This is a genomic window from Clostridium sp. HGF2 (assembly GCF_964240115.1).
Taxonomy (GTDB): Bacteria; Bacillota_I; Bacilli_A; order Erysipelotrichales; family Erysipelotrichaceae; genus Clostridium_AQ; species Clostridium_AQ innocuum.
Genome location: NZ_CAXSSO010000011.1, coordinates 97,836 through 119,966, shown reverse-complemented (window position 1 = coordinate 119,966; position 22,131 = coordinate 97,836). Strand labels below are relative to the sequence as shown.

At 44.4% G+C, this 22,131-nt stretch carries 24 protein-coding genes; 15 read left to right on the top strand and 9 right to left on the bottom strand.

Going from position 1 to position 22,131, the window contains the following annotated elements; genetic code table 11:
- Window positions 1–29 precede the first annotated feature (29 nt).
- From ACESPQ_RS17375 to ACESPQ_RS17365, 3 genes are all read right to left on the bottom strand, one after another.
- A complete protein-coding gene (locus ACESPQ_RS17375) occupies window positions 30–248 on the bottom strand; it encodes a hypothetical protein (protein ID WP_002607170.1) in 219 nt (72 codons plus the stop codon).
- Window positions 249–292: 44 nt separating this feature from the next.
- Complete coding sequence (locus ACESPQ_RS17370; protein ID WP_002607171.1) at window positions 293–532, bottom strand: hypothetical protein; 240 nt, start codon at window positions 530–532, stop codon at window positions 293–295.
- Window positions 533–728: 196 nt separating this feature from the next.
- Window positions 729–1,313: a LexA family protein gene (locus ACESPQ_RS17365; RefSeq protein WP_002607172.1), complete on the bottom strand. Its 585-nt coding sequence runs from the start codon at window positions 1,311–1,313 to the stop codon at window positions 729–731.
- Window positions 1,314–1,459: 146 nt separating this feature from the next.
- Here ACESPQ_RS17365 and ACESPQ_RS17360 point away from each other — a divergent pair, with 146 nt between their 5' ends.
- The 3 genes from ACESPQ_RS17360 to ACESPQ_RS17350 are packed head-to-tail and all read left to right on the top strand — an operon-like array spanning window position 1,460 to window position 3,413.
- Window positions 1,460–2,710 carry a DNA polymerase thumb domain-containing protein gene (locus ACESPQ_RS17360; protein WP_109771702.1) on the top strand — a complete coding sequence of 417 codons (1,251 nt, stop codon included), beginning with the start codon at window positions 1,460–1,462 and terminating at the stop codon, window positions 2,708–2,710.
- 8 nt (window positions 2,711–2,718) lie between these two features.
- Window positions 2,719–2,985, top strand: a complete 267-nt coding sequence (locus ACESPQ_RS17355) for a hypothetical protein (RefSeq protein ID WP_002607174.1) — start codon at window positions 2,719–2,721, stop codon at window positions 2,983–2,985.
- A 50-nt stretch (window positions 2,986–3,035) separates the two neighbouring features.
- Window positions 3,036–3,413, top strand: a complete 378-nt coding sequence (locus ACESPQ_RS17350) for a VOC family protein (protein ID WP_002607175.1) — start codon at window positions 3,036–3,038, stop codon at window positions 3,411–3,413.
- Window positions 3,414–3,511: 98 nt separating this feature from the next.
- Here the strand turns inward: ACESPQ_RS17350 and ACESPQ_RS17345 are convergent, their stop codons facing one another.
- Window positions 3,512–3,688 (bottom strand): hypothetical protein, encoded by a 177-nt coding sequence (locus tag ACESPQ_RS17345; protein WP_002607176.1) that lies wholly within the window; start codon window positions 3,686–3,688, stop codon window positions 3,512–3,514.
- A gap of 177 nt (window positions 3,689–3,865) precedes the next feature.
- On the opposite strand from ACESPQ_RS17345, the gene ACESPQ_RS17340 reads away from it, so the two are divergent.
- Window positions 3,866–5,797, top strand: coding sequence for an AAA family ATPase (locus ACESPQ_RS17340; RefSeq protein ID WP_002607177.1), 1,932 nt, complete (start codon window positions 3,866–3,868; stop codon window positions 5,795–5,797).
- Window positions 5,798–6,158: 361 nt separating this feature from the next.
- Here ACESPQ_RS17340 and ACESPQ_RS17335 read toward each other — a convergent pair whose 3' ends face one another.
- Window positions 6,159–7,247 carry a LacI family DNA-binding transcriptional regulator gene (locus ACESPQ_RS17335; RefSeq protein ID WP_002607178.1) on the bottom strand — a complete coding sequence of 363 codons (1,089 nt, stop codon included), beginning with the start codon at window positions 7,245–7,247 and terminating at the stop codon, window positions 6,159–6,161.
- Window positions 7,248–7,557: 310 nt separating this feature from the next.
- Between ACESPQ_RS17335 and ACESPQ_RS17330 the strand changes: the two genes are divergently transcribed.
- The 5 genes from ACESPQ_RS17330 (at window position 7,558) to ACESPQ_RS17310 (ending at window position 13,372) form a co-directional block, all read left to right on the top strand.
- Window positions 7,558–9,003 carry an NAD(P)/FAD-dependent oxidoreductase gene (locus tag ACESPQ_RS17330; RefSeq protein ID WP_109771703.1) on the top strand — a complete coding sequence of 482 codons (1,446 nt, stop codon included), beginning with the start codon at window positions 7,558–7,560 and terminating at the stop codon, window positions 9,001–9,003.
- Window positions 9,000–10,262, top strand: a complete 1,263-nt coding sequence (locus tag ACESPQ_RS17325; protein WP_002607180.1) for an NAD(P)/FAD-dependent oxidoreductase — start codon at window positions 9,000–9,002, stop codon at window positions 10,260–10,262. The genes ACESPQ_RS17330 and ACESPQ_RS17325 overlap by 4 nt, the downstream gene beginning before the upstream one ends.
- Before the next feature lie 3 nt (window positions 10,263–10,265).
- Window positions 10,266–10,616: a DUF1667 domain-containing protein gene (locus ACESPQ_RS17320; protein WP_109771704.1), complete on the top strand. Its 351-nt coding sequence runs from the start codon at window positions 10,266–10,268 to the stop codon at window positions 10,614–10,616.
- 617 nt (window positions 10,617–11,233) lie between these two features.
- Window positions 11,234–12,574 carry a magnesium transporter gene (gene mgtE, locus ACESPQ_RS17315; RefSeq protein WP_044904718.1) on the top strand — a complete coding sequence of 447 codons (1,341 nt, stop codon included), beginning with the start codon at window positions 11,234–11,236 and terminating at the stop codon, window positions 12,572–12,574.
- A 45-nt stretch (window positions 12,575–12,619) separates the two neighbouring features.
- The gene (locus tag ACESPQ_RS17310; protein ID WP_109771705.1) at window positions 12,620–13,372 is read left to right on the top strand and encodes an SDR family NAD(P)-dependent oxidoreductase; all 753 of its coding nucleotides are present in this window, start codon (window positions 12,620–12,622) and stop codon (window positions 13,370–13,372) included.
- 78 nt (window positions 13,373–13,450) lie between these two features.
- Here ACESPQ_RS17310 and mscL read toward each other — a convergent pair whose 3' ends face one another.
- From mscL to ACESPQ_RS17290, 4 genes are all read right to left on the bottom strand, one after another.
- On the bottom strand, window positions 13,451–13,948 hold the full coding sequence (gene mscL, locus ACESPQ_RS17305; RefSeq protein ID WP_002607184.1) for a large conductance mechanosensitive channel protein MscL: 498 nt from the start codon (window positions 13,946–13,948) through the stop codon (window positions 13,451–13,453).
- Between the two features lie 206 nt (window positions 13,949–14,154).
- Entirely contained in the window at window positions 14,155–14,703 is a 549-nt protein-coding gene (locus ACESPQ_RS17300) for an RNA-guided endonuclease TnpB family protein (protein WP_373144607.1), read from the bottom strand.
- Entirely contained in the window at window positions 14,675–15,094 is a 420-nt protein-coding gene (gene tnpA / locus ACESPQ_RS17295) for an IS200/IS605 family transposase (protein WP_373144606.1), read from the bottom strand. Before tnpA ends, ACESPQ_RS17300 begins: the two co-directional genes overlap by 29 nt.
- 131 nt (window positions 15,095–15,225) lie before the next feature.
- Entirely contained in the window at window positions 15,226–16,515 is a 1,290-nt protein-coding gene (locus ACESPQ_RS17290) for an aminopeptidase P family protein (protein ID WP_002607187.1), read from the bottom strand.
- 460 nt (window positions 16,516–16,975) lie between these two features.
- Between ACESPQ_RS17290 and ACESPQ_RS17285 the strand changes: the two genes are divergently transcribed.
- The 6 genes from ACESPQ_RS17285 to ACESPQ_RS17260 all read left to right on the top strand — a co-directional run bounded on the left by ACESPQ_RS17285 (window position 16,976) and on the right by ACESPQ_RS17260 (window position 21,784).
- Complete coding sequence (locus tag ACESPQ_RS17285; protein WP_002607189.1) at window positions 16,976–17,977, top strand: sugar-binding transcriptional regulator; 1,002 nt, start codon at window positions 16,976–16,978, stop codon at window positions 17,975–17,977.
- Window positions 17,962–18,420 carry a transcriptional regulator GutM gene (locus ACESPQ_RS17280; RefSeq protein WP_008818415.1) on the top strand — a complete coding sequence of 153 codons (459 nt, stop codon included), beginning with the start codon at window positions 17,962–17,964 and terminating at the stop codon, window positions 18,418–18,420. The genes ACESPQ_RS17285 and ACESPQ_RS17280 overlap by 16 nt, the downstream gene beginning before the upstream one ends.
- Window positions 18,421–18,439: 19 nt before the next feature.
- Window positions 18,440–18,982, top strand: coding sequence for a PTS glucitol/sorbitol transporter subunit IIC (locus tag ACESPQ_RS17275; protein ID WP_002607191.1), 543 nt, complete (start codon window positions 18,440–18,442; stop codon window positions 18,980–18,982).
- 3 nt (window positions 18,983–18,985) lie between these two features.
- Entirely contained in the window at window positions 18,986–19,984 is a 999-nt protein-coding gene (locus ACESPQ_RS17270) for a PTS glucitol/sorbitol transporter subunit IIB (protein ID WP_008818416.1), read from the top strand.
- Window positions 19,985–19,995: 11 nt separating this feature from the next.
- Window positions 19,996–20,361, top strand: coding sequence for a PTS glucitol/sorbitol transporter subunit IIA (locus ACESPQ_RS17265; RefSeq protein WP_008818417.1), 366 nt, complete (start codon window positions 19,996–19,998; stop codon window positions 20,359–20,361).
- Between the two features lie 130 nt (window positions 20,362–20,491).
- Window positions 20,492–21,784 carry an NAD(P)H-dependent oxidoreductase gene (locus ACESPQ_RS17260; RefSeq protein ID WP_002607194.1) on the top strand — a complete coding sequence of 431 codons (1,293 nt, stop codon included), beginning with the start codon at window positions 20,492–20,494 and terminating at the stop codon, window positions 21,782–21,784.
- Window positions 21,785–22,131 lie beyond the last annotated feature (347 nt).

Here is a 22,131-nt window from a genome sequence, read left to right as displayed (position 1 = left end):
AAAGAAATCCGCTTGCTGCGAATTTCTTGTCAGGATACATGCTCCAGAACCTGCAGATTCACTTCCAGAATTTCATAGGACTGGGTTGAGAGATGATTGAGCAGCAGCTCCACTCTGGCCATTTCCTTGGTGCGGAACAGTGCCGGCAGCATATCATCCATCTGAATGCGCAGGGAGCTTCCTGCACCTGCCTGTGCATTGATACCGTGAAACCATCGGTTTGTTTTTTTACTGCGAATAGCGTACATGACGATGACCTCCTGTAGCTAGAGGATTGCCATTTTCTGTATGTTTATACACGATGAGAGAAGGAATTGATTATTTTTCGAATAGCATCAATAGCAGAGGAACTGCATTCCTGTCCGGTGATATATTCACAAAGATACCGCCATTGCTGTATGGTAAATGCATCATCGTCAATTTCGTTAAGAAAAGCAAGACATTCTTTCAGATAGATTGGATTTCGTATATCGGATATATAATTCAAATTACAATGTAGCTGTATATATTCCAGCATTTCATCTGTTTTCAATCCAATTCCTCCTTCTGTGTTAAAATCTATACTTTTATGTATATATACATTTCTTGCACATTTGGTTAATTTTTACCTGATAAAATAAAAAAAATGGATGTTTTCAGGGCAAAAGCATCCATCTCATATAGTATGATATTATATACAAACCTACTCCACTAGTATGACATAATTTCCAAATTTTTACAATGATTTTTTAGAACCGTATCTTCGAATGCAGGACTTTACCTATGATCTTAAGTTGTCCTTCTTCGATTTCCTCCTGTGTGAAAACCCTTGGTTCTACTACCGGATTTGTTGCCATTAAAATAACAGTATGCTCCTTTTTTAATATTTTCTTGATAGTTACTTCGCTGTGATTCAACAAAACAACTGCTATGTCTCCGTTTTCCACATCACTGCAGCTTTTTACATACACCAGGTCACCGTCATAAATACGGGAGCCAGTCATGGAATCTCCCTGTACACGAAGATAATAATCGCCCTGTGCGGCTTCTCTTGCGCTCACCTCTTCATATCCCAGCAGATTCTCATTCGCAAACAGATCGTAGCCGGCCTTCACATAGCCAAGAATCGGTTTAACATGTCCCTGCAGACATGCCGGTACATCAATTCCAAACAGCTCGGAAAGTCTGTCTAACCGGGCTTGTGGAACATTGCTGGATTCTCCGGACTCCCAGCGCTTCACAGTTGATTTTGATACACCGACAAAATCCCCGACACTTTCCAGACTGAGGCTGTCCCGATGCCGATAGTAGGTTAATAGCTCACTTAATTTCATGAAGATGTCCTCCCGTATATAGTATAACATAAAAATCCAAAATTTATATGAAAACGGTATTTATCAGCTGCCAATTTCTGGTAACGTTCCATTATTTATTGAAAAACGGAACAAAATGCATATAATAGTTTTGTGAGGTGAGTCCTATGCAGAAGAAAGACCGTATTATTGTACACAGTGACATCAATCACTGCTATGCGCAGATTGAGGAAATGAAATATCCCGGGCTGCGGGATGTCCCGATGGCAGTCGGCGGAAACGAAGAAGAACGCCATGGAATTATCTTGGCAAAGAATGATAAGGCCAAGGCGTTTCACATTAAAACCGGGGAATCTCTGCGGGAAGCACTGGCAAAGTGTCCGCAGCTGCGTATTTTGAAGCCGGATTATGAGGAGTATATGTATTATACAGAAAGGGTTAAGGATATTTATCGCGAATATACGGATAAGGTGGAGTCCTTCGGATTGGATGAGGCCTGGATAGATTTGAGTGAATCAACCGCATTGTTTGGCAGCGGGATGAGCATTGCGCGAAAAATTCAGAACCGTGTTGAGCATGAGCTGGGAATGACGGTATCCATGGGCGTCAGCTATAATAAGATTTTTGCGAAGATCGGATCTGATATGGACAAACACAAAGGTCTGGTGGAGATTACAAGAGAAAATTATCGTGAGAGAATCTGGCCCCTGCCGGTACAGGATTTGTTTTACGTGGGAAGAGCGACGAAGCATAAGCTGGCACACTATTCCATTGAAACAATCGGACAGCTGGCACAGCTTCCTCAGGGATGGATGAAGGATCGCTTTGGAAAGGTGGGAGAGCTGATCTGGTGGTTTGCGAACGGAGAGGATGTATCCGAGGTTGCTCTATCCTCGCATCAGGAACCGGTGAAATCAGTGGGAAATGCTATTACTGCACCTAAGGATATCAAGAGCTTTGAGGATGCGAAAATCGTGTATTATGTACTTGCGGAATCCGTTGCCTCCCGTCTTCGGGAGCAGGGACTTCGGGGCAATGTGATTTCGGTTACGCTGCGAAGCACAGAGCTCACGTGGTTTAGCAGGCAGAGAAAGCTGGCACAGGCAACCAATATCGCTTCTGAAATCATGCCGGTGGTACTGTCTTTACTGGAAGAAAACTATGATTTTTCCATACCGCTTCGCACGATAGGGGTAACGCTTGGCGGAATTGAAAAGGATAGCGGGATGACACAGCTGAATCTGTTTGTCAGTGAGGAGGAGCGGCACCGGCAGCGGATGCTGGAGGAAACAATGGATGCCATACGGGATCGCTTCGGGTTTTCTAAAATACAGCGCTGCTCTCTGCTGAAGGACAGACATCTCACGGATTTCAATCCCAAAGAGGATCATGTCGTGCATCCGGTCGGTTTCTTTTGAGGTAGCCTATGCAGAAGCTGCATGAGCCAAGACAGCGCCTGTATAAGAAATATGTGGATGTGCTGACTGTTATGGGAAAGAATGAAGTATTGAAGCCGGTTGCAGTGCTTTGGGACAACGGAATAAAGTATGAAATTGACAGGGTGCTGCAAATTCGCAATAAAGCCTCCTCAGTAGGTGGCTGCGGTCTTTGCTATGAATGTGTGATTCAGGGACAGAAGCGGGATTTGTATTTTGAACGCACCCGCTGGTTTCTGGAGAGTACAAAGCCATAGACCGTATGGAGAAAAAGAAGTGTGTGCATACTAACAGCGGAGGGATAACCATGATTTCCAATATAGCAAAAATAACCGTGTATGTAAAAAACAGTGCAGAAGCAAAAAAGTTTTGGACAGAGAATATGGGCTTTGTCATCCGTGAGGAACAGCTGATGGGACCCGGCATGACATGGCTGGAAACAGCACCGGATTATCATGCACAGACAACGATTGTCCTGTTTGAACGCTCCCGTATGGAAAAAGCCAATCCGCAGGTATCTACAGCACATCCGTCTGTTATGTTTACCTGTGCGGACATTGAAGAGGAGCATCGCCGTTTACTAAGCAACGGTGTCATTGTGGATGACATTCAGAAGTACCCCTACGGAAGGATGTTCAGCTTTTATGACCAGGATCACCAGGTGTATCTGCTAAGAGAAGCATAAGGGACAGGCGAGGGCCTGCCCTTTTTAAACAACACAGATCATGCGCTATACAAAACAGCTTCCTTACAACTCATGCGCGCGTTCATAAGCAAAGTTAATCAGCACCGTGGATTCTGATTGCGGCTCAGCAGGAATATAACGACTGCCACCAGCAGAATACTGCCGATTCCCAAAATCGGAAACAGTACGATGCCGCCGATAATTGAAACACTGATGATGCTGACAGAAAGAATTACCGAGGATGTTCGCGGACTGGAACGGACACGTTTTGCCATGCTTTGACACCTCCTTCCTCTTTACTATATGATTTCCTTTGTTTTCCTGTCTGTATTCGTCGAACGTTTTGTAGAGCTTCTGCTTCGGAACGTGAAATATTGTGAAATAAACTGGTTATACTAACAAAAGCAGCGTATGAAGTTCATATGCTATAGAATGACGAGGATGGTGAAGATATGAAGTATCGTTTAAATACACAGGTTTCCGCAATTCTGGATACAGCAAGAGAGGAAGCCAGAGAGATGGGCAACAATTATGTCGGAAGCGAGCATCTATTGCTTGCGATATTAAAGGATACCGCAACACCGCTGTCACGGCTGTTATGTGCACAGGGTGTATATTATTTTCAGCTCAAGGAGGATTTAATGGTTCTTTTTGGACTGAAGGATCAGGATGTGGAGGAGCTGCAGATTACACAGGTCGTGGATGATATCCTAGAGCGCGGAATGTCACTGTCTTCCAGAAAACAAAATACAATGATGGATGTGGATTCCCTGACACTGGCACTGCTGCAGACAAACAGCTGTGTGGCAACGGAGATACTGCATCGCTATGATGTGGATGAAGAGGTGGTGTTGCTGCAGATGGAGCATGGCAGTATGAGCGAGCTGGATAAAATCAGTGAGCTTCGCAATCTGAATATGTGCGGAGCGAATCAGGACATCGTGGGAAGGGATGCGGAGCTGAATTTTATGATTTCCGTACTGTCGCGCAAGGATAAGGCAAATCCGCTGCTGATTGGTGAACCCGGTGTCGGAAAGACCGCTCTGGTGGAAAAGCTGGCCGGTATGATTCAGCAGAATCTGGTTCCTTCGCTGAAGGATGCCTGTATTTATGAGCTGCATTTGAATTCACTTGTGGCTGGCACCAAGTACCGCGGTGATTTTGAGGAAAAGCTGCAGAATATCATCCGTCTGCTAGAGAAGTATCCCAATGTTATTTTATTTATTGATGAAATCCATCTGATGATCGGTGCCGGAAAATCCGAGGGTTCAATTGATGTTTCCAGTGTGCTGAAGCCGTATCTGGCAAGAGGTGTTATCAAATGTATCGGGGCAACCACCATCGAGGAATATGAAATGTATATTGAAAAGGATCGTGCGCTGGAGCGCCGCTTTCAGATCATTACCATACGGGAGCCGGATGTTGAGGACACCATTAAGATGCTAAAGGCAAAGAAGAAGGAATACGAGGATTTTCATAATGTAAAGATTCAGGAGAAGGTTCTGGAACAAATCGTGAAATACTGTGCATATTACATGCCGCAGAGGAAGTTTCCGGATAAGGCGATTGATGTGCTGGATCTGGCCTGTGTCGGTGCTAAACGGCAGAGTGAGCGCAGTGTCAGTGAGGACATGGTACGGGATGTCATAGAAAAGCTGACGGATATTCCGCTGGCTTCCCGTAACCGTCTGCAGGAGCTGAAAAAGCATCTGGAAACGACCATGGTTGCGCAAAAGGAGGTTATCCGCAAGCTGATGGGGCAGCTGGAGTGGATCGAACAGGGAATCATCAGTGAACGTCCCCTTGGTGTATGGCTCTTTCTGGGGAATCAGGGCGTTGGAAAAAAGACGCTGATTCATCAGTTTAACCGCCTGTATTTCAATCAGGAGGATATGGTGGAGCTGGATATGGCGGCATTGGAGCACAATCTGGATCATAACCTGTCCAAGCTGCGCAGAAATCCCTATACCATAGTGAATGTAACCAACCTGCATATGGCAAATGAAGCAATGCTGCAGTTTTTAAAGCAGGGCATTGAACGCGGTTATCTGGAGCGTGACATACAGAAAATTGATCTGCGCCACAGTATAATGATTATGAGCGGTGATTTTCCTTGTTCCAGTGTGAGTGCGCTGAAGTTTCAGGAAACTAGTGATCCGCTGCTGCAGGTGAAGCGCAGTCTTGGCGCTTCCTTTACGGCACTGTTTGACGAGGTATTTGTATTCCATGATCTGGAACAGAAGGATAAGGTTACTGTCATGAAAAATATACTGAAAAAATGGGAAAAGACGATGGAGGAAACTGCGATTCTGGAGGCAATCGAATCCAGCAGTACGCTGGATGAGGCCGCAAAAAAGCTAAAGAAAAAAATCGTAAAGGCCTGATGCCGTGCAAGGTTTCTAAACGGAAAAGCCTCTGTAGTCCTATAGAGGCACCCTTTGATACAGCAGCCTTTCCTATATAGCTTCTGCTTCTTTTCGGAAGCTGGAAGAGGAACAGAGGATTTTTATGTCTTTCATAGATGCCGTGCAGATTTTTGAAAGTAACAGGGCATAATAGAAATTGTTATGCTCTTTTTCATTTCTTTGTTCAATTAAAATCAACAAGCATCATGACTAAATAAAAAGGCGACAGACATCTGCTGTTATTAAGGCAGCTGTACAGTCGTCTTTTGCTGTATCTCATCTTATATTGTCTCCCTATTCATGATCATATCCAGTATTTCATATCACTTTTTTCACAGGTTCACCTGCTTCGGTTACGGCATTTGCCTGTCGATTTACGAATTATCAGCTCCGGTTCATATTCCAGCCGCAGGATATATTTATGTCCCCTGCTGCGGGTGTCCTTGTTATTTTTCTTATAGATCATGTCAACGGCTTCCTTCCCTTTGAGGATGGAGGCATGTTCAACGCTTGTTAGAGAAATATTTGGCATAGAGGAAAGATGGATGTTATCAAAGCCTGCGACAGAGTAATCCTGCGGTATCCGATATCCCTGCTGCGTGAGAGCGGCCATGACACCAAAGGCAGTCATATCATTGTTTCCTACAAAGGCAGTTGACGGTGTATGCTCCTTTAGTGCTTCCAGAGCCAGATCAAAGCCGGTCATATACTCGGAGGATTCCGATGGATATTGCCTGTAGGTGGCAATGGAAGGGGTTTTTACAAGAATATTATCCTGGCTCTGTCCATGCTCCTCAAATGCTGCTTTTAATCCTTCTAGACGATGCAGCCTGGATATTTCCTTTGCTTTGATGGGGGTGGATACAAAGGTGATGTGCGTATGCCCGAGTCCCACCAGATATTCTCCCATAAGATATCCGGTTTTTCTGCCATCCAGCTCAACGGAATCAAAGGTACAGCCTTCCGGTTTGTCACCGATGGATACAACGGGGATCTGCTTTGCCAGTGCATTGGCTTTGGTAATTCGCGTTGGAGGATACAGACAGATGGCTCCCGCCAGCTGCAGTCCTGCGAGCATATCAAAATAAAACTCTTCCTGTGCAGCATCCCGCATGGTCGTTACCGTGAAAACCGAATAGCCATACTCACCTGCCTGCTCCGTAATGGAATGCACCAGTGTGGCGTAATAGCCGTTTGATAACAGCGGAGTCAGAACAACGATGGTTTTATCCATCTTACTGGAGGCACTCAGCTGTTTTTTTACCGGCTTTTGATATCCCAGCTTTTTTGCGGCAGAAAGCACCAGCTCTCTGGTTTCATCAGAAAAGGATACATTCTGTTTGTTGCTGAGTATCATGGAAACACTGGATTGCGAAACACCTGTATATTCTGCAATATCGCGTGTTGTTACCTTATTTCTTTTTCCCATGGGACATCTCCTTTAAAAATTATGATTTATTTTGATTAACAGCAGATTAGTAATCAGATTATCAAATGATTACTAATATTATATATTTGATTAACAGGAAAAGCAAGCAGTCATGCACAGGAATTCAACCAGGGGGGACCAGTTACAGAGGGAGAAGAAAGAGGAGGGTGTTAATCAAAGCGCTGTGATTGATAAAAAAGCTGTAGAAAGCCTTTGTTTAAAGGGATACAGGGGTTTGACAGTCTGTGTTTTATGGAGTAAATTTAAGGTGGTTAAGGAAGTCTGAAAAGGCTTACAGGAGGTTGGTAGAATGTATGATGTAGCAATTATCGGAGCAGGAATTGCCGGCTGTTCTCTTGCATATGAGCTTGGGAAATATCAGATCAAGGCGGTACTGATCGAAAAGGAGAATGATGTATCGGTAGGGACGACAAAGGCGAACAGCGCCATCATTCACGGCGGCTATGATCCGCTGCCGGGTTCGAAGATGGCGAAATACAATGTCGCAGGAAATGCATATATCAAGGAGCTGTGCGGAAAGCTTGATATTCCATACAAACAGATTGGTGCACTGATTATGGCATTTTCCGAAGCGGATGAAAGCACGCTCGAAGAGCTGAAGAACCGTGGCATCCGGAACGGTGTAAAGGACATGGAAATCTGGGATAAGGAGCGTTTGCATAGGGAAGAACCTCATGTATCTCAGGAGGCGAGAGCTGCACTGTTTTCACCGAATGTCGGTATCGTCAGTCCATGGGAGCTGGCACTGGCACTGGCAGAAGTTGCGGTAGAAAACGGTGTTGAGGTAAAGCTGAACACGGAAGTAAAAAATATAGAGAAAACGGATACAGGGTATTCCATTGAAACCAATCAGGGTGTTATTGATGCGGTTTGCGTATGCAATGCGGCAGGTGTGTTTGCGGATGAGGTTAATGAAATGGTGAATGACGCCACCTTTAAGATAGAGCCGAATAAGGGAGAATACTATCTGCTGGACAAGAGTCAGGGAAATCTTGTCAGCCATGTCATCTTCCAGTGTCCAAATGAAAACGGAAAGGGTGTTCTGGTTGCCCCGACAGTGCATGGTAATCTGATTGTCGGACCGGATTCACAGCCAACCTCCAGGGAGGATGTATCCACAACCGCGGAGGGCTTAAGCTATGTGCGTAATACCGCATTGAAGTCCATTCCGGATATCAATTTCCGTGAATCCATTCGTAACTTTGCAGGTGTTCGTGCAAGAACGAAGGAGGACGATTTCTTTGTATATGAAGATCCCGAAAACCGTCTGTTCTACAATATCGCAGGGATGGCATCTCCGGGCTTATCATCTGCCCCTGCCATTGCGCTGGACGTTATTGAAATGATGAAGGAATCCGGTCTGCCTCTGACAAAAAAGGAAGCATGCATGGATACGAGAAGTGTTGTGCGGTTCCGTGAAATGAATCATGAGGAGCGCACGGCGCTGATCAAGGAGCATCCGGAGTATGGAAAAATCATCTGCCGCTGTGAAACAGTGACAGAGGGAGAAATCATTGATTCCGTGCATCGTCCGATTCCGGCTGTATCCATTGATGCTGTAAAACGCCGCTGCAATGCGGGGATGGGACGCTGTCAGGGTGGCTTCTGCGGCCCTCGTGTTCAGGAAATTATCGCAAGAGAGCTGAAAAAGAATTTGAAGGATGTACCGCTGGATCGGGAAGGTATGATTCTGATTACAGGGGAAACAAAAGCAACTGGAGGTGAACAGGAATGAAATATGATGTTATCGTTGTCGGCGGAGGGCCGGCAGGTCTGGCATCTGCGCTGGAAGCCTGGAAGCAGGGGGCAAAGCATATTCTGATACTGGAGCGTGATCAGGAGCTGGGCGGTATATTGAATCAGTGTATTCACAACGGGTTCGGTCTGCATCACTTCAAAGAAGAGCTGACCGGGCCGGAATATGCAGGAAAATTTATCGAAATGCTGAAGGATACCAATGTCGAGGTGCTGCTGGATACCATGGTGCTGGATATTGATGAGGAAAACCGCTGCATTCATGCAATGAATAAAAAGCAGGGCTATATGCAGCTGGAGGGAAAGGCAATCGTGCTGAATATGGGATGCCGCGAGCGTACCAGGGGAGCCATTGCGATTCCCGGAGATCGCCCAGCCGGTGTCTTTACTGCAGGAGCAGCACAGCGTTATGTAAATATTGAAGGGTATATGGTTGGAAAACGGGTATTGATTCTCGGTTCCGGTGATATCGGTTTGATCATGGCGCGCCGTATGAGTCTGGAGGGTGCGAAGGTGGTCGGCTGTGTGGAGCTGTGTCCGTATTCCAACGGTTTGAACAGAAATATTGTGCAGTGTCTGAACGATTATGATATCCCGCTGTATCTCTCTCATACCATTACAGATATTCAGGGAGATAAACGCGTGGAGCGTGTCATTGTTCAGGAGGTTGATGAAAAGCGGCAGCCAATTCCCGGAACAGAGATCACCTTCGATGTGGATACTGTCCTGTTATCAGTCGGTCTGATTCCGGAAAATGAGCTATCCAGAGCTGCCGGACTGCAGATGGATCCGAGAACAAACGGTCCTGTGGTCTATGAGAATATGGAAACCAGTGCAAAGGGTATTTTCGCAAGCGGAAATGTTGTGCATGTGCATGATCTTGTGGACTTTGTGACAGCGGAGAGTGAGCGTGCCGGAAGAAGTGCCGCAATCTATGCGATGCAGGGAAATCCGAAAGCCGGAAGATGTATTGAAGTGAAGAACGGGAACGCGGTGAATTACACAGTGCCGCAGAAAATCCGTATGAATAACGTGGATAAGTTTGTGGAAGTGATGTTCCGAGTGAATAATGTATATAAGGATATGGAAATCTGTGTCATGAGCGGGGATCAGAAGCTGGCAGGATTCAAACGCGAGCATATGGCTCCGGGTGAAATGGAAAAAATCGTTATACCGAAAATGCTGCTGGAGAAGGCAGGCGATGAAGTGATCATCCGTGTGGAAAAGGCAGGTGCATAGGATATGAAAAATTTAATATGTATCGTATGTCCGAAGGGATGTCATCTGTGTGTTGATGATGAAAACGGATATACCGTTACCGGCAACAGCTGTCCAAGAGGGGCGGAGTATGGGAAAACAGAACTGATTGATCCAAGACGCATTATCACATCAACAGTGCGCATTACTGCAAAAACGGCAAGACGAGTTCCGGTGAAAACCGAGAAGAGCATCCCGAAGGGCAGGATTATGGATGTCATGAAGGCACTGGAACGCATCGATGTCAAGGCACCGGTATCTGCGGGAGATGTTGTCTTAAAGGATGTCGCAGGTCTCGGTGTAAACATTGTTGCGACAAAATCGGTGGAGCAATAAATAAAGCAAAGTATAGGATACAAAACAGACATATAGCTGTTTCAGCGGATGTGGAAAGACGGTCGGCGGTTACCCGTATTGGAATAGCTTGAACCGTTATAAATGAGAAGATCAGAGTCTATTGCAGCGAACAATAGAAGCAGATCTTCTTTTTTTCATATTTATAGATTAGAAACAGGCGGGATTTACAAGGAGCTGCATGGCTTTGGTCCCCTTACAGGAAAGGAAGTGCAGGTTTTCTATACCCGATATTCTTTGTATAATGAAACCCAGTGGAAGCGTATAATTCAAACATAAAATAATGCCAGTGCCCCAAGGATATGGAAGCGCAATACGATGCATAATGTGGAGTAGGCATCATAATTTATATCTTGTATTTACTTTCCCTCCTATGATGGAAACACTGAACAAAGGATAGTTTAAAATCTATTCGCTGCCTTCTGCAGCATATACAGAGACCCTTGTTTTCTGGTATAATGAAGCTGCAAAGAAAAAGAAAGCGTGGTGGTTATGAATGAGTCCCAAGCCCGAGGGTATACAGATACTAGATACAGGGGATGATCACTTGCCGCCATCGTGCAGATGATAATTCTCCCATTTTAGAAAAGGAGAACAGAATGAAACGAACGATAACAGAAGAAAACCTGCTGGATCTGCTGCTGCATGGAACAGCACAGGATCTGCAGGATACGATTGATACCATACACCCGGCGGATATTCTCGATCTGCTGCACAAGCATAAGGAGCATGCACAAAGTATATTAAACCGTCTGCCGGATGATATTCTTGCGGATATCGTCGAGGAAGAGGACGATGAAGACAAGTATGAGCTGTTAAAGCGCTTCTCTGACAGCAAGCAGCGTCATATACTGGATGAAATGAGCAGTGATGAAATCACCGATTTGATGGGAGAGCTGGAGGAAGACGAGCAGGCTGACATTCTGAAGAAGATGGATTCTGAGGATCAGGAGGATGTCCGTAAGCTGATGAGCTTTGATGCTGAAAGTGCCGGTGGTATCATGACAACCGAATTTATTCGTATATTCGCAAAGAATACTGTAAAGGATACCCTGCAGTTTTTACAGAAGAATACCGATGAAGAAACGACCTATTATTTATATGTCGTCGATAGGGAGGATGTGTTAAAAGGAGTTGTGTCACTGCGCGATATTGTAACATCATCGTTTGATACACCAATCATGGATATCGTGAATCCCAATGTAAAGACGGTGTTGTACAGTGATGACCAGGAGGAGGTTGCCCATCGATTTGAAAAATACGGCTTTATTCTGATGCCGGTTGTAGATGAGCAGCAGCATATGCTGGGAGTCATTGAGTTTGACGATATCATTGATGTTATTCAGGAAGAAAATACCGAGGATATCCATCATCTGGGTGGTGTCAATAAGGAGGAACGGGTGGACTCCAGTGTAAGGGAATCCTTTTCCAGCCGCATTCCATGGCTGATTGTAAATCTTTTTACTGCAGTTCTTGCGGCAGCCGTTGTCAATATGTTTGAGGCGACGATTGCACAGGCGGTTGCACTTGCGACGGTCATGCCGATTGTAACTGGAATGGGTGGCAATGCGGGAACACAGACATTAACCATTGTTGTACGCGGTCTTTCCCTCGGTGAGCTGACAAAGGAAAATGCCGTCGTGATTCTGCTGAAGGAGATCGGTGTCGGTATATTAAGCGGTATCGTCATAGGTATTGTCGTGGCATTCGGGGCAATGCTGATGGAAAGCAATCCAATCTTCGGACTTGTCACCGGGGCAGCTATGTTTCTGAATATGATTCTGGCAAATCTGGCAGGATACTTTATACCGGTCATACTGGAAAAGCTGCATGTGGATCCGGCTCTTGCCAGTGGTGTGTTTGTTACTACAGTTACGGATGTCATGGGGTTTTTCATGTTTCTGGGACTGGCCACATTAGTGCTTCCGTATATAATATAGCGAATGATGCACAATATGAGTAGATAATTGGAAAGGAGTTTTAGAATGAAGGCGTTGATTACAGGTGCCAGCAGCGGAATCGGGCGTGATATGGCAAGGGTTCTGGCTGCTATGGATATTGATTTGATTCTGGTCGCAAGGAGAGGGGATCGGCTTCGTGAATTAAAGAGGGAGCTTGCCGTTTCCGTTGATATCGTCATACTGGATGTTTCTGTGAAAGAAAACTGTCTTGCACTGTATCAGCGCTTCCGTAATGATTCTGTCGATATACTGATCAATAATGCAGGCTTCGGTGATTTTGGTGAATTTACACAGACGGATTTGGATAAGGAGCTGAATATGATCTCTACCAATATTCAGGCAGTGCATATACTTAGTAAACTGTTTCTGCGGGATTTTGTTAAAAAGGACCGTGGTTATATCCTGAATGTCGCATCCAGCGCGGCGTTTCTGCCGGGACCTTTGATGGCTACCTATTATGCGACAAAAGCATATGTTGAGCGTCTGACACTGGCTATGCATAAGGAGCTTCAGAAAAGAAACAGCCATGCTTCTGTCGGTGTTCTCTGTCCGGGACCTGTACAGACTGAGTTTGACCGTGTCGCAAATGTCAGGTTTATGATGAAGGGAAAGACAAGCATGGATGTCGCCAGCTATGCAATCCGCGGCATGTTTAAGGAGAAGGCAGTCATGATACCGGGAATTCTGATGAAGGGAAGCTATCTGCTGTGCAAATGTCTTCCGCTGTCTGTGCAGATGGAGGCATCCTATCATATACAGCATCGGAAAAACAGGTAGACGAATGCTTGCATTTCCAAGTAAATCTTATAATTTAGAAAAACAGGAATCATTGAGGATTCCTGTTTTTAGTAAGGGTTATCGCTTTTTAATGGATGTTGTTTTATTATCCTTGTTTGTATCCAGCGAAGATGTACAATGCGGACAGCGAACTGCCTCAGCAGAAATCTCGCTTTTGCAATACGGACACACCTTTGTAGCTGCTGCAGCATCTTCCATATCCTGCGGCTTCTTGACCTTTCTTGAGAGTGAATTCATCATCTTCACCATCATGAAGATAATAAACGCCATGATGATGAAGTTGATCACCTCGGTGAGAAAGGTTCCGTAATTCAGTGTCGCAGCCTTGGCAGCTACTGCATCCTGCAATGTATTATAATGATTCCCGTCCAGTGCAATAAACCAGTTGGTAAAATCGATACCGCCGGTACATAATGTAATAACCGGCATAATAACATCATTGACCAGAGATGCTATGATTTTTTGAAATGCACCGCCGATAATAACACCGACTGCCAGATCAAGCACATTTCCCCGCATAATAAATTCTTTAAACTCATTGATAATATGTTTCATATACACTCCTGCACAGTTTCCATAGCAACTGTCTTTTTCTATTTTCTAAGCTTGTGACGTACTCTCACCACATATGCTATGACTAGCATAGAAGTGGGAGCTTCTTGTTCGATAGAACCAATGTCCTAAGCATAAGCAAGCTATCCCCGCTCGTCCAGCGGTTCTTTGTAATCCTTATTTTCTAACCTCTATGTAATCGTATACCTTCATAACACATGTACTACTTCTTTACTTTCTACTTTATTTTCATATTCAAACAGACATGTCGCAATATAACGGTCCTGCTGTTTGCTTATCGTCACTGCTTTTAATATCCCCTGTGGTATGCGATGCATATGGATCCTTACATCACCTGCCTTTGGTAAACGTAGATAGGTCGTTTGGTTTTGTATCGTACTAAACAATCGGATATTTCCGTTGACCATATTTGTCGTGTAACTTTGTTTCGCCTGATGCTTTGATTTCCATTTGGGAAAACCGATATCTGTTTCTTTGAAGAACTTTTTGAAAGCAGCTTCTAAATGTAGTTGAGCGTTTGCTAAGGCCAAAGAATCTACTTCCTTGAGAAATGGATGATCCTTCTTATAGGATGCAGGTGTCGTTTGCTTCATTTTCTTAGTTTCTTCATAATATTTGATTTTGTCATCTAACATATGATTATACAGAAAACGGACACAACCAAATGTTTTGGTAAAGAAAATCTCTTGCTTCTTGTTTGGATAGATTCTAAACTGATACCCTTTTCTTGACACCATTCTTCTCACCTTGACTTTCGATATAAGCTTTGATGATGTCGGTGGTGACACCTCCTGTACTGATCAAACAGAAGCTCTGACTCCAAAATGCTTCTTTCCAAAGCTTTTCACGAATTTCAGGAAACTCCTTCTTCAATAAACGTGAACTGGCACTCTTATACGCATTGATGAATTTCGTAAGACAAGAGTTAAGGTGAGCAGAGAACAGGATATGAATATGATCGACATCATGATTCCATTCTTGAAGAGAGATGTTATAGGATCTGGCAATATGAAGAAAGATATCTTTTGCACGATCACTGATGACATCATCGAACACACGACGCCGATATTTGGTTGTCATGATCAAATGATAACGGAGAGCAAATACTGAATGAGCATTACTTTTCACTCAACAGTCATAAAAAGTATGAGCAAAATCCTTTCTCAAATGTTTTTGCTTTTTTTGAATCTAAGAATTTTAATCGTGTTTATCCTGTGTGAGGGATAAAGGAAAATGGCTGCATTCATCACACCATCTGCTTATCGTCGCAAGATGGGGGACTTCTGCCTGTTATTTGTTAAATGGATGTTGTTTTCCTGCATATATGCTTCGATTTCATCCGGATCCTTGATAATGGAGGAAGAAAGATTTATACAGCCATCCTCAGTAACCAGTACATTGTCCTCGATGCGGATGCCGATTCCTTCATCCTCCAGATATAAGCCTGGTTCAATCGTAAACACATTGCCGGGACGCAGCTTATAGCCGCTCAAAGACACATCATGTGTTTCCAGCCCCAGCATATGAGATACTCCGTGCCAGTAATAATCCTCCACCCGCTTACCGCGTTTCAACAAGCCAAGCGGCTTCAGTCTTTCTTCATAAAAGTGAATCAGCTCCTGATTCAGCTCCTTCAGTGTAATGCCCGGATGTACGAGTGACATAATGGTCTGATTGGCTTCAAGAACAATATTGTAGATTTCTTTCTGTCGCTTTGTAAAGGAACCGCTTGCCGGAAAGGTTCTTGTGATATCGGCATTCATATAATGACAGCTCGCACCCAGATCACACAGCAGCAGGCTGTTCTTTTTTATTTTCTGATTGTTTTCATCATAATGCAGCACAGTGGCATTTCTTCCACTGGCAATAATGGATGGAAAGGAATGTGAGCAGCCGTTTGTTTTCAATACAAAATCAAACCATGCCTCCACCTGGTTTTCCATCATACCGCTGCATACATGATCCATCATGGCTAGAATTCCCTGCCGTGTTACTTCAATCGCCTGCTTCAATTCATCAATTTCTGTATCTTCCTTAATTAAACGCAGACTGCTTATTCTGGAGGCTGCATTATGCAGGGTTACATAGGGATATTGCCGCAGCAGCTCTCTTGTGAAACGATGCGCTTCACTGTCCGCCTGATAGGCTTCCTGCCGTGTGAAATCCGCATAGATATCAACACGGGATTCATGGTCGAAGAACCGTGATATCTGTAGACCGAGCATATCCATTGCTTCCTCAAGCCAGAAGATTTCTTCAATCTCACTGATATCGGCGGCTTCCTCCGGCAAAAGCTTTCCACCGACCCATTTTGCCTGTTCCTCGTCATAATGCTCCAGAAACAGCTGTTCCTTTATTTTGCCCTGTGTGCGGATAATTGCCAGAATCATGTTCTCCTTATCCAGACCGCTCAGGTAATAGAAGCTTCTGTCCACACTGAACGGATACTTTTCATCGCCTACCTTATATGGGGCTTTGCCGCTGAAGAACAATGCAATGGAGTTTTCCGGTAACAGAGTAGCCAGTGCATGCCGTCGTTGCTTATACATGTTATCAATCCTCTTTTCTACTATGTATTGTACCACGAAAATACAGTTCCAGTAAAACGTATGGTTACATGCTGTTTATGGCAGCAGAAAGCTTATACATTTGTACAGACGAGCTGAGTGCTATCCTTTACAGCGAATAAAAAGATGTGAAAAAAAAGCTTATTTATCAGCGTTTTATAGGTTTAATGAAAAATAATAATGAATTTATGTACACAAATGAACAGTAAAAAGTCATGCTAAGGAGTCTCAGTTTTGTGAAAACCCAGTATTTATCATTGTTTTTTAACATTGTGAAATTTCTGTCATTACATCAATATTTCAATACAGAACAATTGCTTAAGATAAATTGTTACAAAATTGAACTTATACATATGTTCAGTATTTATGCATTGACCTCAATAAAACGCTGTGGTAATCTTAAGACAGACAAAGGAACCGCTTACAGAAAGGAGGCGCAGGAATGAAAAAAATAGTTGATGATAACAGGCTGATATATAAATGCTGTTATCTCTATTACATGGATGGACTCGGACAAAAGGAGATTTGTGATCAGCTTGGGATTTCACGGGCAACAGTATCCAGACTGCTCAAGGCGGGTAAGGAAAACGGTGTGGTAAGAATCGAATTGGATAATCCCGACAGTATTCTATATGGAGAACTGGAACGGAAAATTGAACAGCAGCTGGGCTTGAAGGAAGTCCTCATTGTGGATGAAATGGAGCTGGAGAGTAAAGCGGATCATATGCAGCGGGTATATGAGGAAGCACTTGCCTATCTGGCACGCATTTTCCACAACAAGGATTACATCGGGGTTTCGATGGGAAAGACGCTGTATCATCTAGCCAATGGAAAAATCAATGTGGAGGAGGTTGATTGTACCTTTGTTCCCGTTGTCGGTGGTGTCGGTACGCAGCTGCAATCGGATGAGGGATATCATTCCAACGAAATAGCAAATGCGTTCGCAAAGAAATTTCATGGCAGTGCTGTTCAGTTCTTCGCTCCGGCAATGTTCAATGATACACAGATCATGGAGGGGTTTTTGAAGGAACGTCCTGTGCAGGAGGTAACGGCTTTGTTTAAAAAACTGAAAACCGTTATCATGGGTATCGGCTCCTGCAGCTTAAAAGATTCCACTCTGGTCAAATGCGGGTATATCAGTAAAGCTGACTATGAGCAATTTAAACAGCACGGAGCTGTCGGAGATGTTCTCCTGAAATTTCTGGATAAAAACGGAAACAGTGAACCCTTCCATGAATTCAATGACCGGGTCATGGGGTTATCCGATGAGGGACTTATGAATATTGAAAACCGTATCGGAATTGCGGTTGGAGAAGAAAAAAGTAAAGCGATTCTCGGCGTGATCCGCGCGAAGAAAATCAATATTCTAATTACCGATATCAGCTGTGTAAAAGAGCTGCTTTCCCTTATGGAAGAGGAGGAATCGTCATGTCAAACGATCTGATGCTGATCTTTCTGATTGCCATATCCCTGTTTGTTATGCAGGCAGTGGGCGGCGTATTTCAGATCAAAAACTACAAAGCTGCCATACGGCGGGTTCATAAAAAAGGAAATGTGGGAATCGGACAGAAAAAAGGACGGTTCTTCAACGGCAACATCGTGATGATCGCCTGTGATAATAATCATATCATCACAGCATGTGAGGTCATGGATGGCAAAACCTTTCTGGCAAAGTTTCACCCGGTGAATACCTTGCTTGGAAAAACAATCAACGGGGTATCAATCGATAAGTTTCTGGAACAGTTTCGCTCCATGGATCCGAAAAAACAGAAACAGTATCGAGGATATATACAGGCATTGGAAGCGCTGGAGCTACGCTTTCAAAATGCAGCAGGCGCACAGGAGATGGACACGGCCGAACATCTGTCATGTGCTGTCATGGATTGATACAAGGAGGAAGTGACGTATGGACTTTATATCTGATTTTGCACAAGGATTCATGGCGCTGTTTCAGGCAGGAGGAGAAACCTTCGTAGGTTGGGTTACCGGAATTATTCCCATGGTAATCTGTCTGATGACAGCCATAAACTCCATCATTAAGCTGATAGGAGAAAAACGAGTTGAAAATTTCACAAAAAAACTGACGAGATTCACAATTGCGCGTTACACACTGGTACCGGTGCTGGCAGTACTGTTTCTGGGAAATCCGATGTGTTATACCTTCGGACGTTTCGTGGAAGAAAAGTACAAGCCTGCGTATTATGATTCCTGTGTAAGCTTTCTACATCCTGTAACCGGCTTGTTCCCGCATGCGAACCCGGGTGAACTGTTTGTATATATGGGAATCGCAGCAGGTATTACCAAACTGAATCTGCCATTAGGGGATTTGGCAGTTCGCTACTTTATCGTCGGTGTGATTGTCATTCTGATCAGAGGGGTACTGACAGAAAAAATCTATTTCAGACTTACTTCTAAATTTACAAAAGAGAAAGAGAATGCGGAGGAATAGGCTATGTACAGAAAGGTAAAAATCACAAAAGGAAGCAGCGGCTGGGGCGGACCACTGGTGCTGGAACCAAATGAAACCTGTAATAAGGTCTTATGTGTGACCGGTGGCGGTATTCATCCTGTGGCAGCCAAGATAGCGGAAATGACAGGAGCCGAAACAGTCGACGGCTTTAAGACAACCGTTCCGGATGAGCAGGTACTGGTTGCTGTAGTGGATTGCGGGGGAACAGCACGCTGTGGCGTATATCCGAAAAAACGGATCAACACTGTCAACCTTGTACCGGTTGGGGCAGTGGGACCTCTGGCACAGTATATTACAGAGGATATTTATGTCTCGGACGTAAAGGAAGATACTATTGCATTTACGGATGAAGAAGTAAAGGTTGAAAAAGCAGTGGAAGAAACGAAGGAACCGGGAGCACCGAAAACGAAGGCACAGGCGAGAAAAGAGCTGGCTGAAGCAAATCAGGGGAAAAAGCCGGGGATCATTACCCGCATCGGTATCGGTGTGGGACAGGTGGTAAACAAATTCTTTGCCGCCGGACGTGAATCCATCGAAATGGTTATCAAAAACGTATTGCCGTTTATGGCATTTACATCCACGATACTTGGTATCATTCAGGTAAGCGGCCTGGGGAATATCATCGCAAATACGATTTCTCCATTATGCTCCACCATGCCGGGAATGATTGTGATCTCCCTGATCTGCGGTCTGCCATTCCTGTCACCGATTTTAGGACCGGGAGCGGTTATCGCTCAGGTGGTCGGAACCCTGCTTGGTGCGGAAATCGGTTTGGGAAATATACCTGCGCAGTATGCATTGCCGGCATTATTTGCTATCAATGCACAGGTTGGCGGCGATTTTGTACCGGTAGGCTTGTCCCTTGGTGAAGCGGAACCGGAAACGATTGAATTCGGTGTGCCGGCAGTCTTATATTCCCGTGTTATCACCGGACCTCTGGCTGTTATTATCGCATTCGTATTCAGCATTGGCATGTATTAAAAGGAGGCGTTATGAAATATAAGGCAACGATTACCGGACTAGGGGAATGTGCACTGGATTTTCTGGATGAATGCTGTAATTTCATTATCATCTTTAATGAGGATGCACCGCCGGAGCTGGCAGATATCTCAGTTTTGCATACGAAAAGTGAAGTTAAGGAGGATCCGAAAAAAGGGGATACCGTTCGGATCTGCGGTGTGGAATATACAATCGCCGATGTTGGCTGGGAGGCTTTAAATACCTTAAAGGAGCTTGGTCACTGTACGCTGTCCTTCAAGGGTCTGGATACAGTGGAACGCCCGGGTATTATTGAACTGATTGGAGAGCCGATCAAGGCAGAACAGCTGCTTGTCGGTGGAACAATAGAGATTGAATGATGAAATTGTAAAGGATTCGATGGATTGAATAAAGCAGAAGAACAGGAATTACGCAATCAATTATTTAAGGATAGAAGTAAGAAAATAACAGGATCTAATAGATAGATGAGAAAAAAGGAGGAAAACTGTTATGTTAAACATGAACAAAAAACTGGAACAAAGAGAAAAAGAAGGGAAAATTATCAAATGCGGTATCGTTGGTGCCGGTCAGATGGGCCGCGGTATGGTTACACAGATGGTGCTGATGAAGGGAATCACACCGGCTGTAGTATCTGATATCGACTTAAAGCTTGCTGTTCACGCATTCAAATATGCAGGGGTAAAGGATGAGGATATTGTTCGCACCAATGAGGTTGCGGAAGCTGATAAGGCAATGGATGAAGGGAAATATGTCGCAACTACAAATTCCAATCTGATTTCCCAGTGCCGCCCGGTAGAGGTCGCAATTGATGCGACAGGAGTTCCTGATGTAGGGGCTAAGGTCGCAACCAATGCAATTAACAATAAAAAGCATGTCGTCATGCTGAACGTGGAAACGGATGTAGTCATCGGACCTCTGCTTGATAAAATGGCAAAGGACAACGGCGTTATTTATACCGGAAGTGCAGGAGATGAACCTGGTGCTGTAATGGAACTGTATGATTTTGCGACGGCAATGGGCCTGGAAGTTAAGGTTATGGGAAAAGGAAAGAATAACCGCATTGATAAAAACTGCAATCCGGATACGGTTCTGGAAGAGGCTACAAGAAGAAAGATGTCACCAAAGATGCTGTGCGCCTTTAAGGATGGTACAAAAACAATGGTGGAAATGACAGCGATGTCAAATGCGACCGGTCTGGTTCCGGATGTAATTGGCGGGCATGGTATTGCAAGTGATGTAAAGAGCCTGAATGAAACCTATAAGCTGAAAGAGGATGGCGGTATTCTGAAGCAGCATGGTGTTGTGGAATATGTGAACGGAATTGCACCTGGTGTTTTTGTAACAGTTGCGACGGATAATGAAGAAATCGCATACCAGATGCAGTATCATTCCATGGGACCTGGACCATTATGGACACTGTATCGTCCATACCACCTGTGCAATCTGGAAACTCCGTTAACAGCTGCCAAGGTTGTTATTGACGGGGAGCCTACCATCGTTCCGAAAAACGGTCTGGTTTCCGAATGTATTACTGTTGCGAAAATTGATTTGAAGGCGGGACAGACAATTGATGGTATCGGCGGGTATACCACCTATGGTTCCATCTGCAAGCATGAAGAGGCAAAGGAAAAAGGCTATGTGCCCTATGGTCTGGTCAATCATAAGGCAGTCATGAAGCGTGATGTAAAGAAGGGTGAACTGATCACATATGACGATATCGAGCTTGACACAACAACACTGATCTATAAGCTGCGTCAGGAACAGGATAAAATCTTCGGATAATTGTAGTATCTCACTGCTGATTTCTGCCTGGCATACAAATATCTGATTTTGCAGGCGATTTATAACAACACATCCTCATGTACGGAATGTCCGTGAGAAATAAATATAAGATTGTAGCTAAGCGGTAGTTCTGCTGTTTCTACAATCTTTTTTTGTTTACTGGTAGGCTTCCTGCATAACAAGGGGAAAGAAACCGGTAGTTATTTTCAAGAAGGAAAAAGCTCTCAGACAGTTGTGGAAGCAGGTAAGATCAGGTCCTATCATACCGGTCATGGACATCTGTTTTTTCTTGGAAGCTGCTAGGAACAGCACTTATTATCGCACTTGTTCAGATAAGAACATTGACG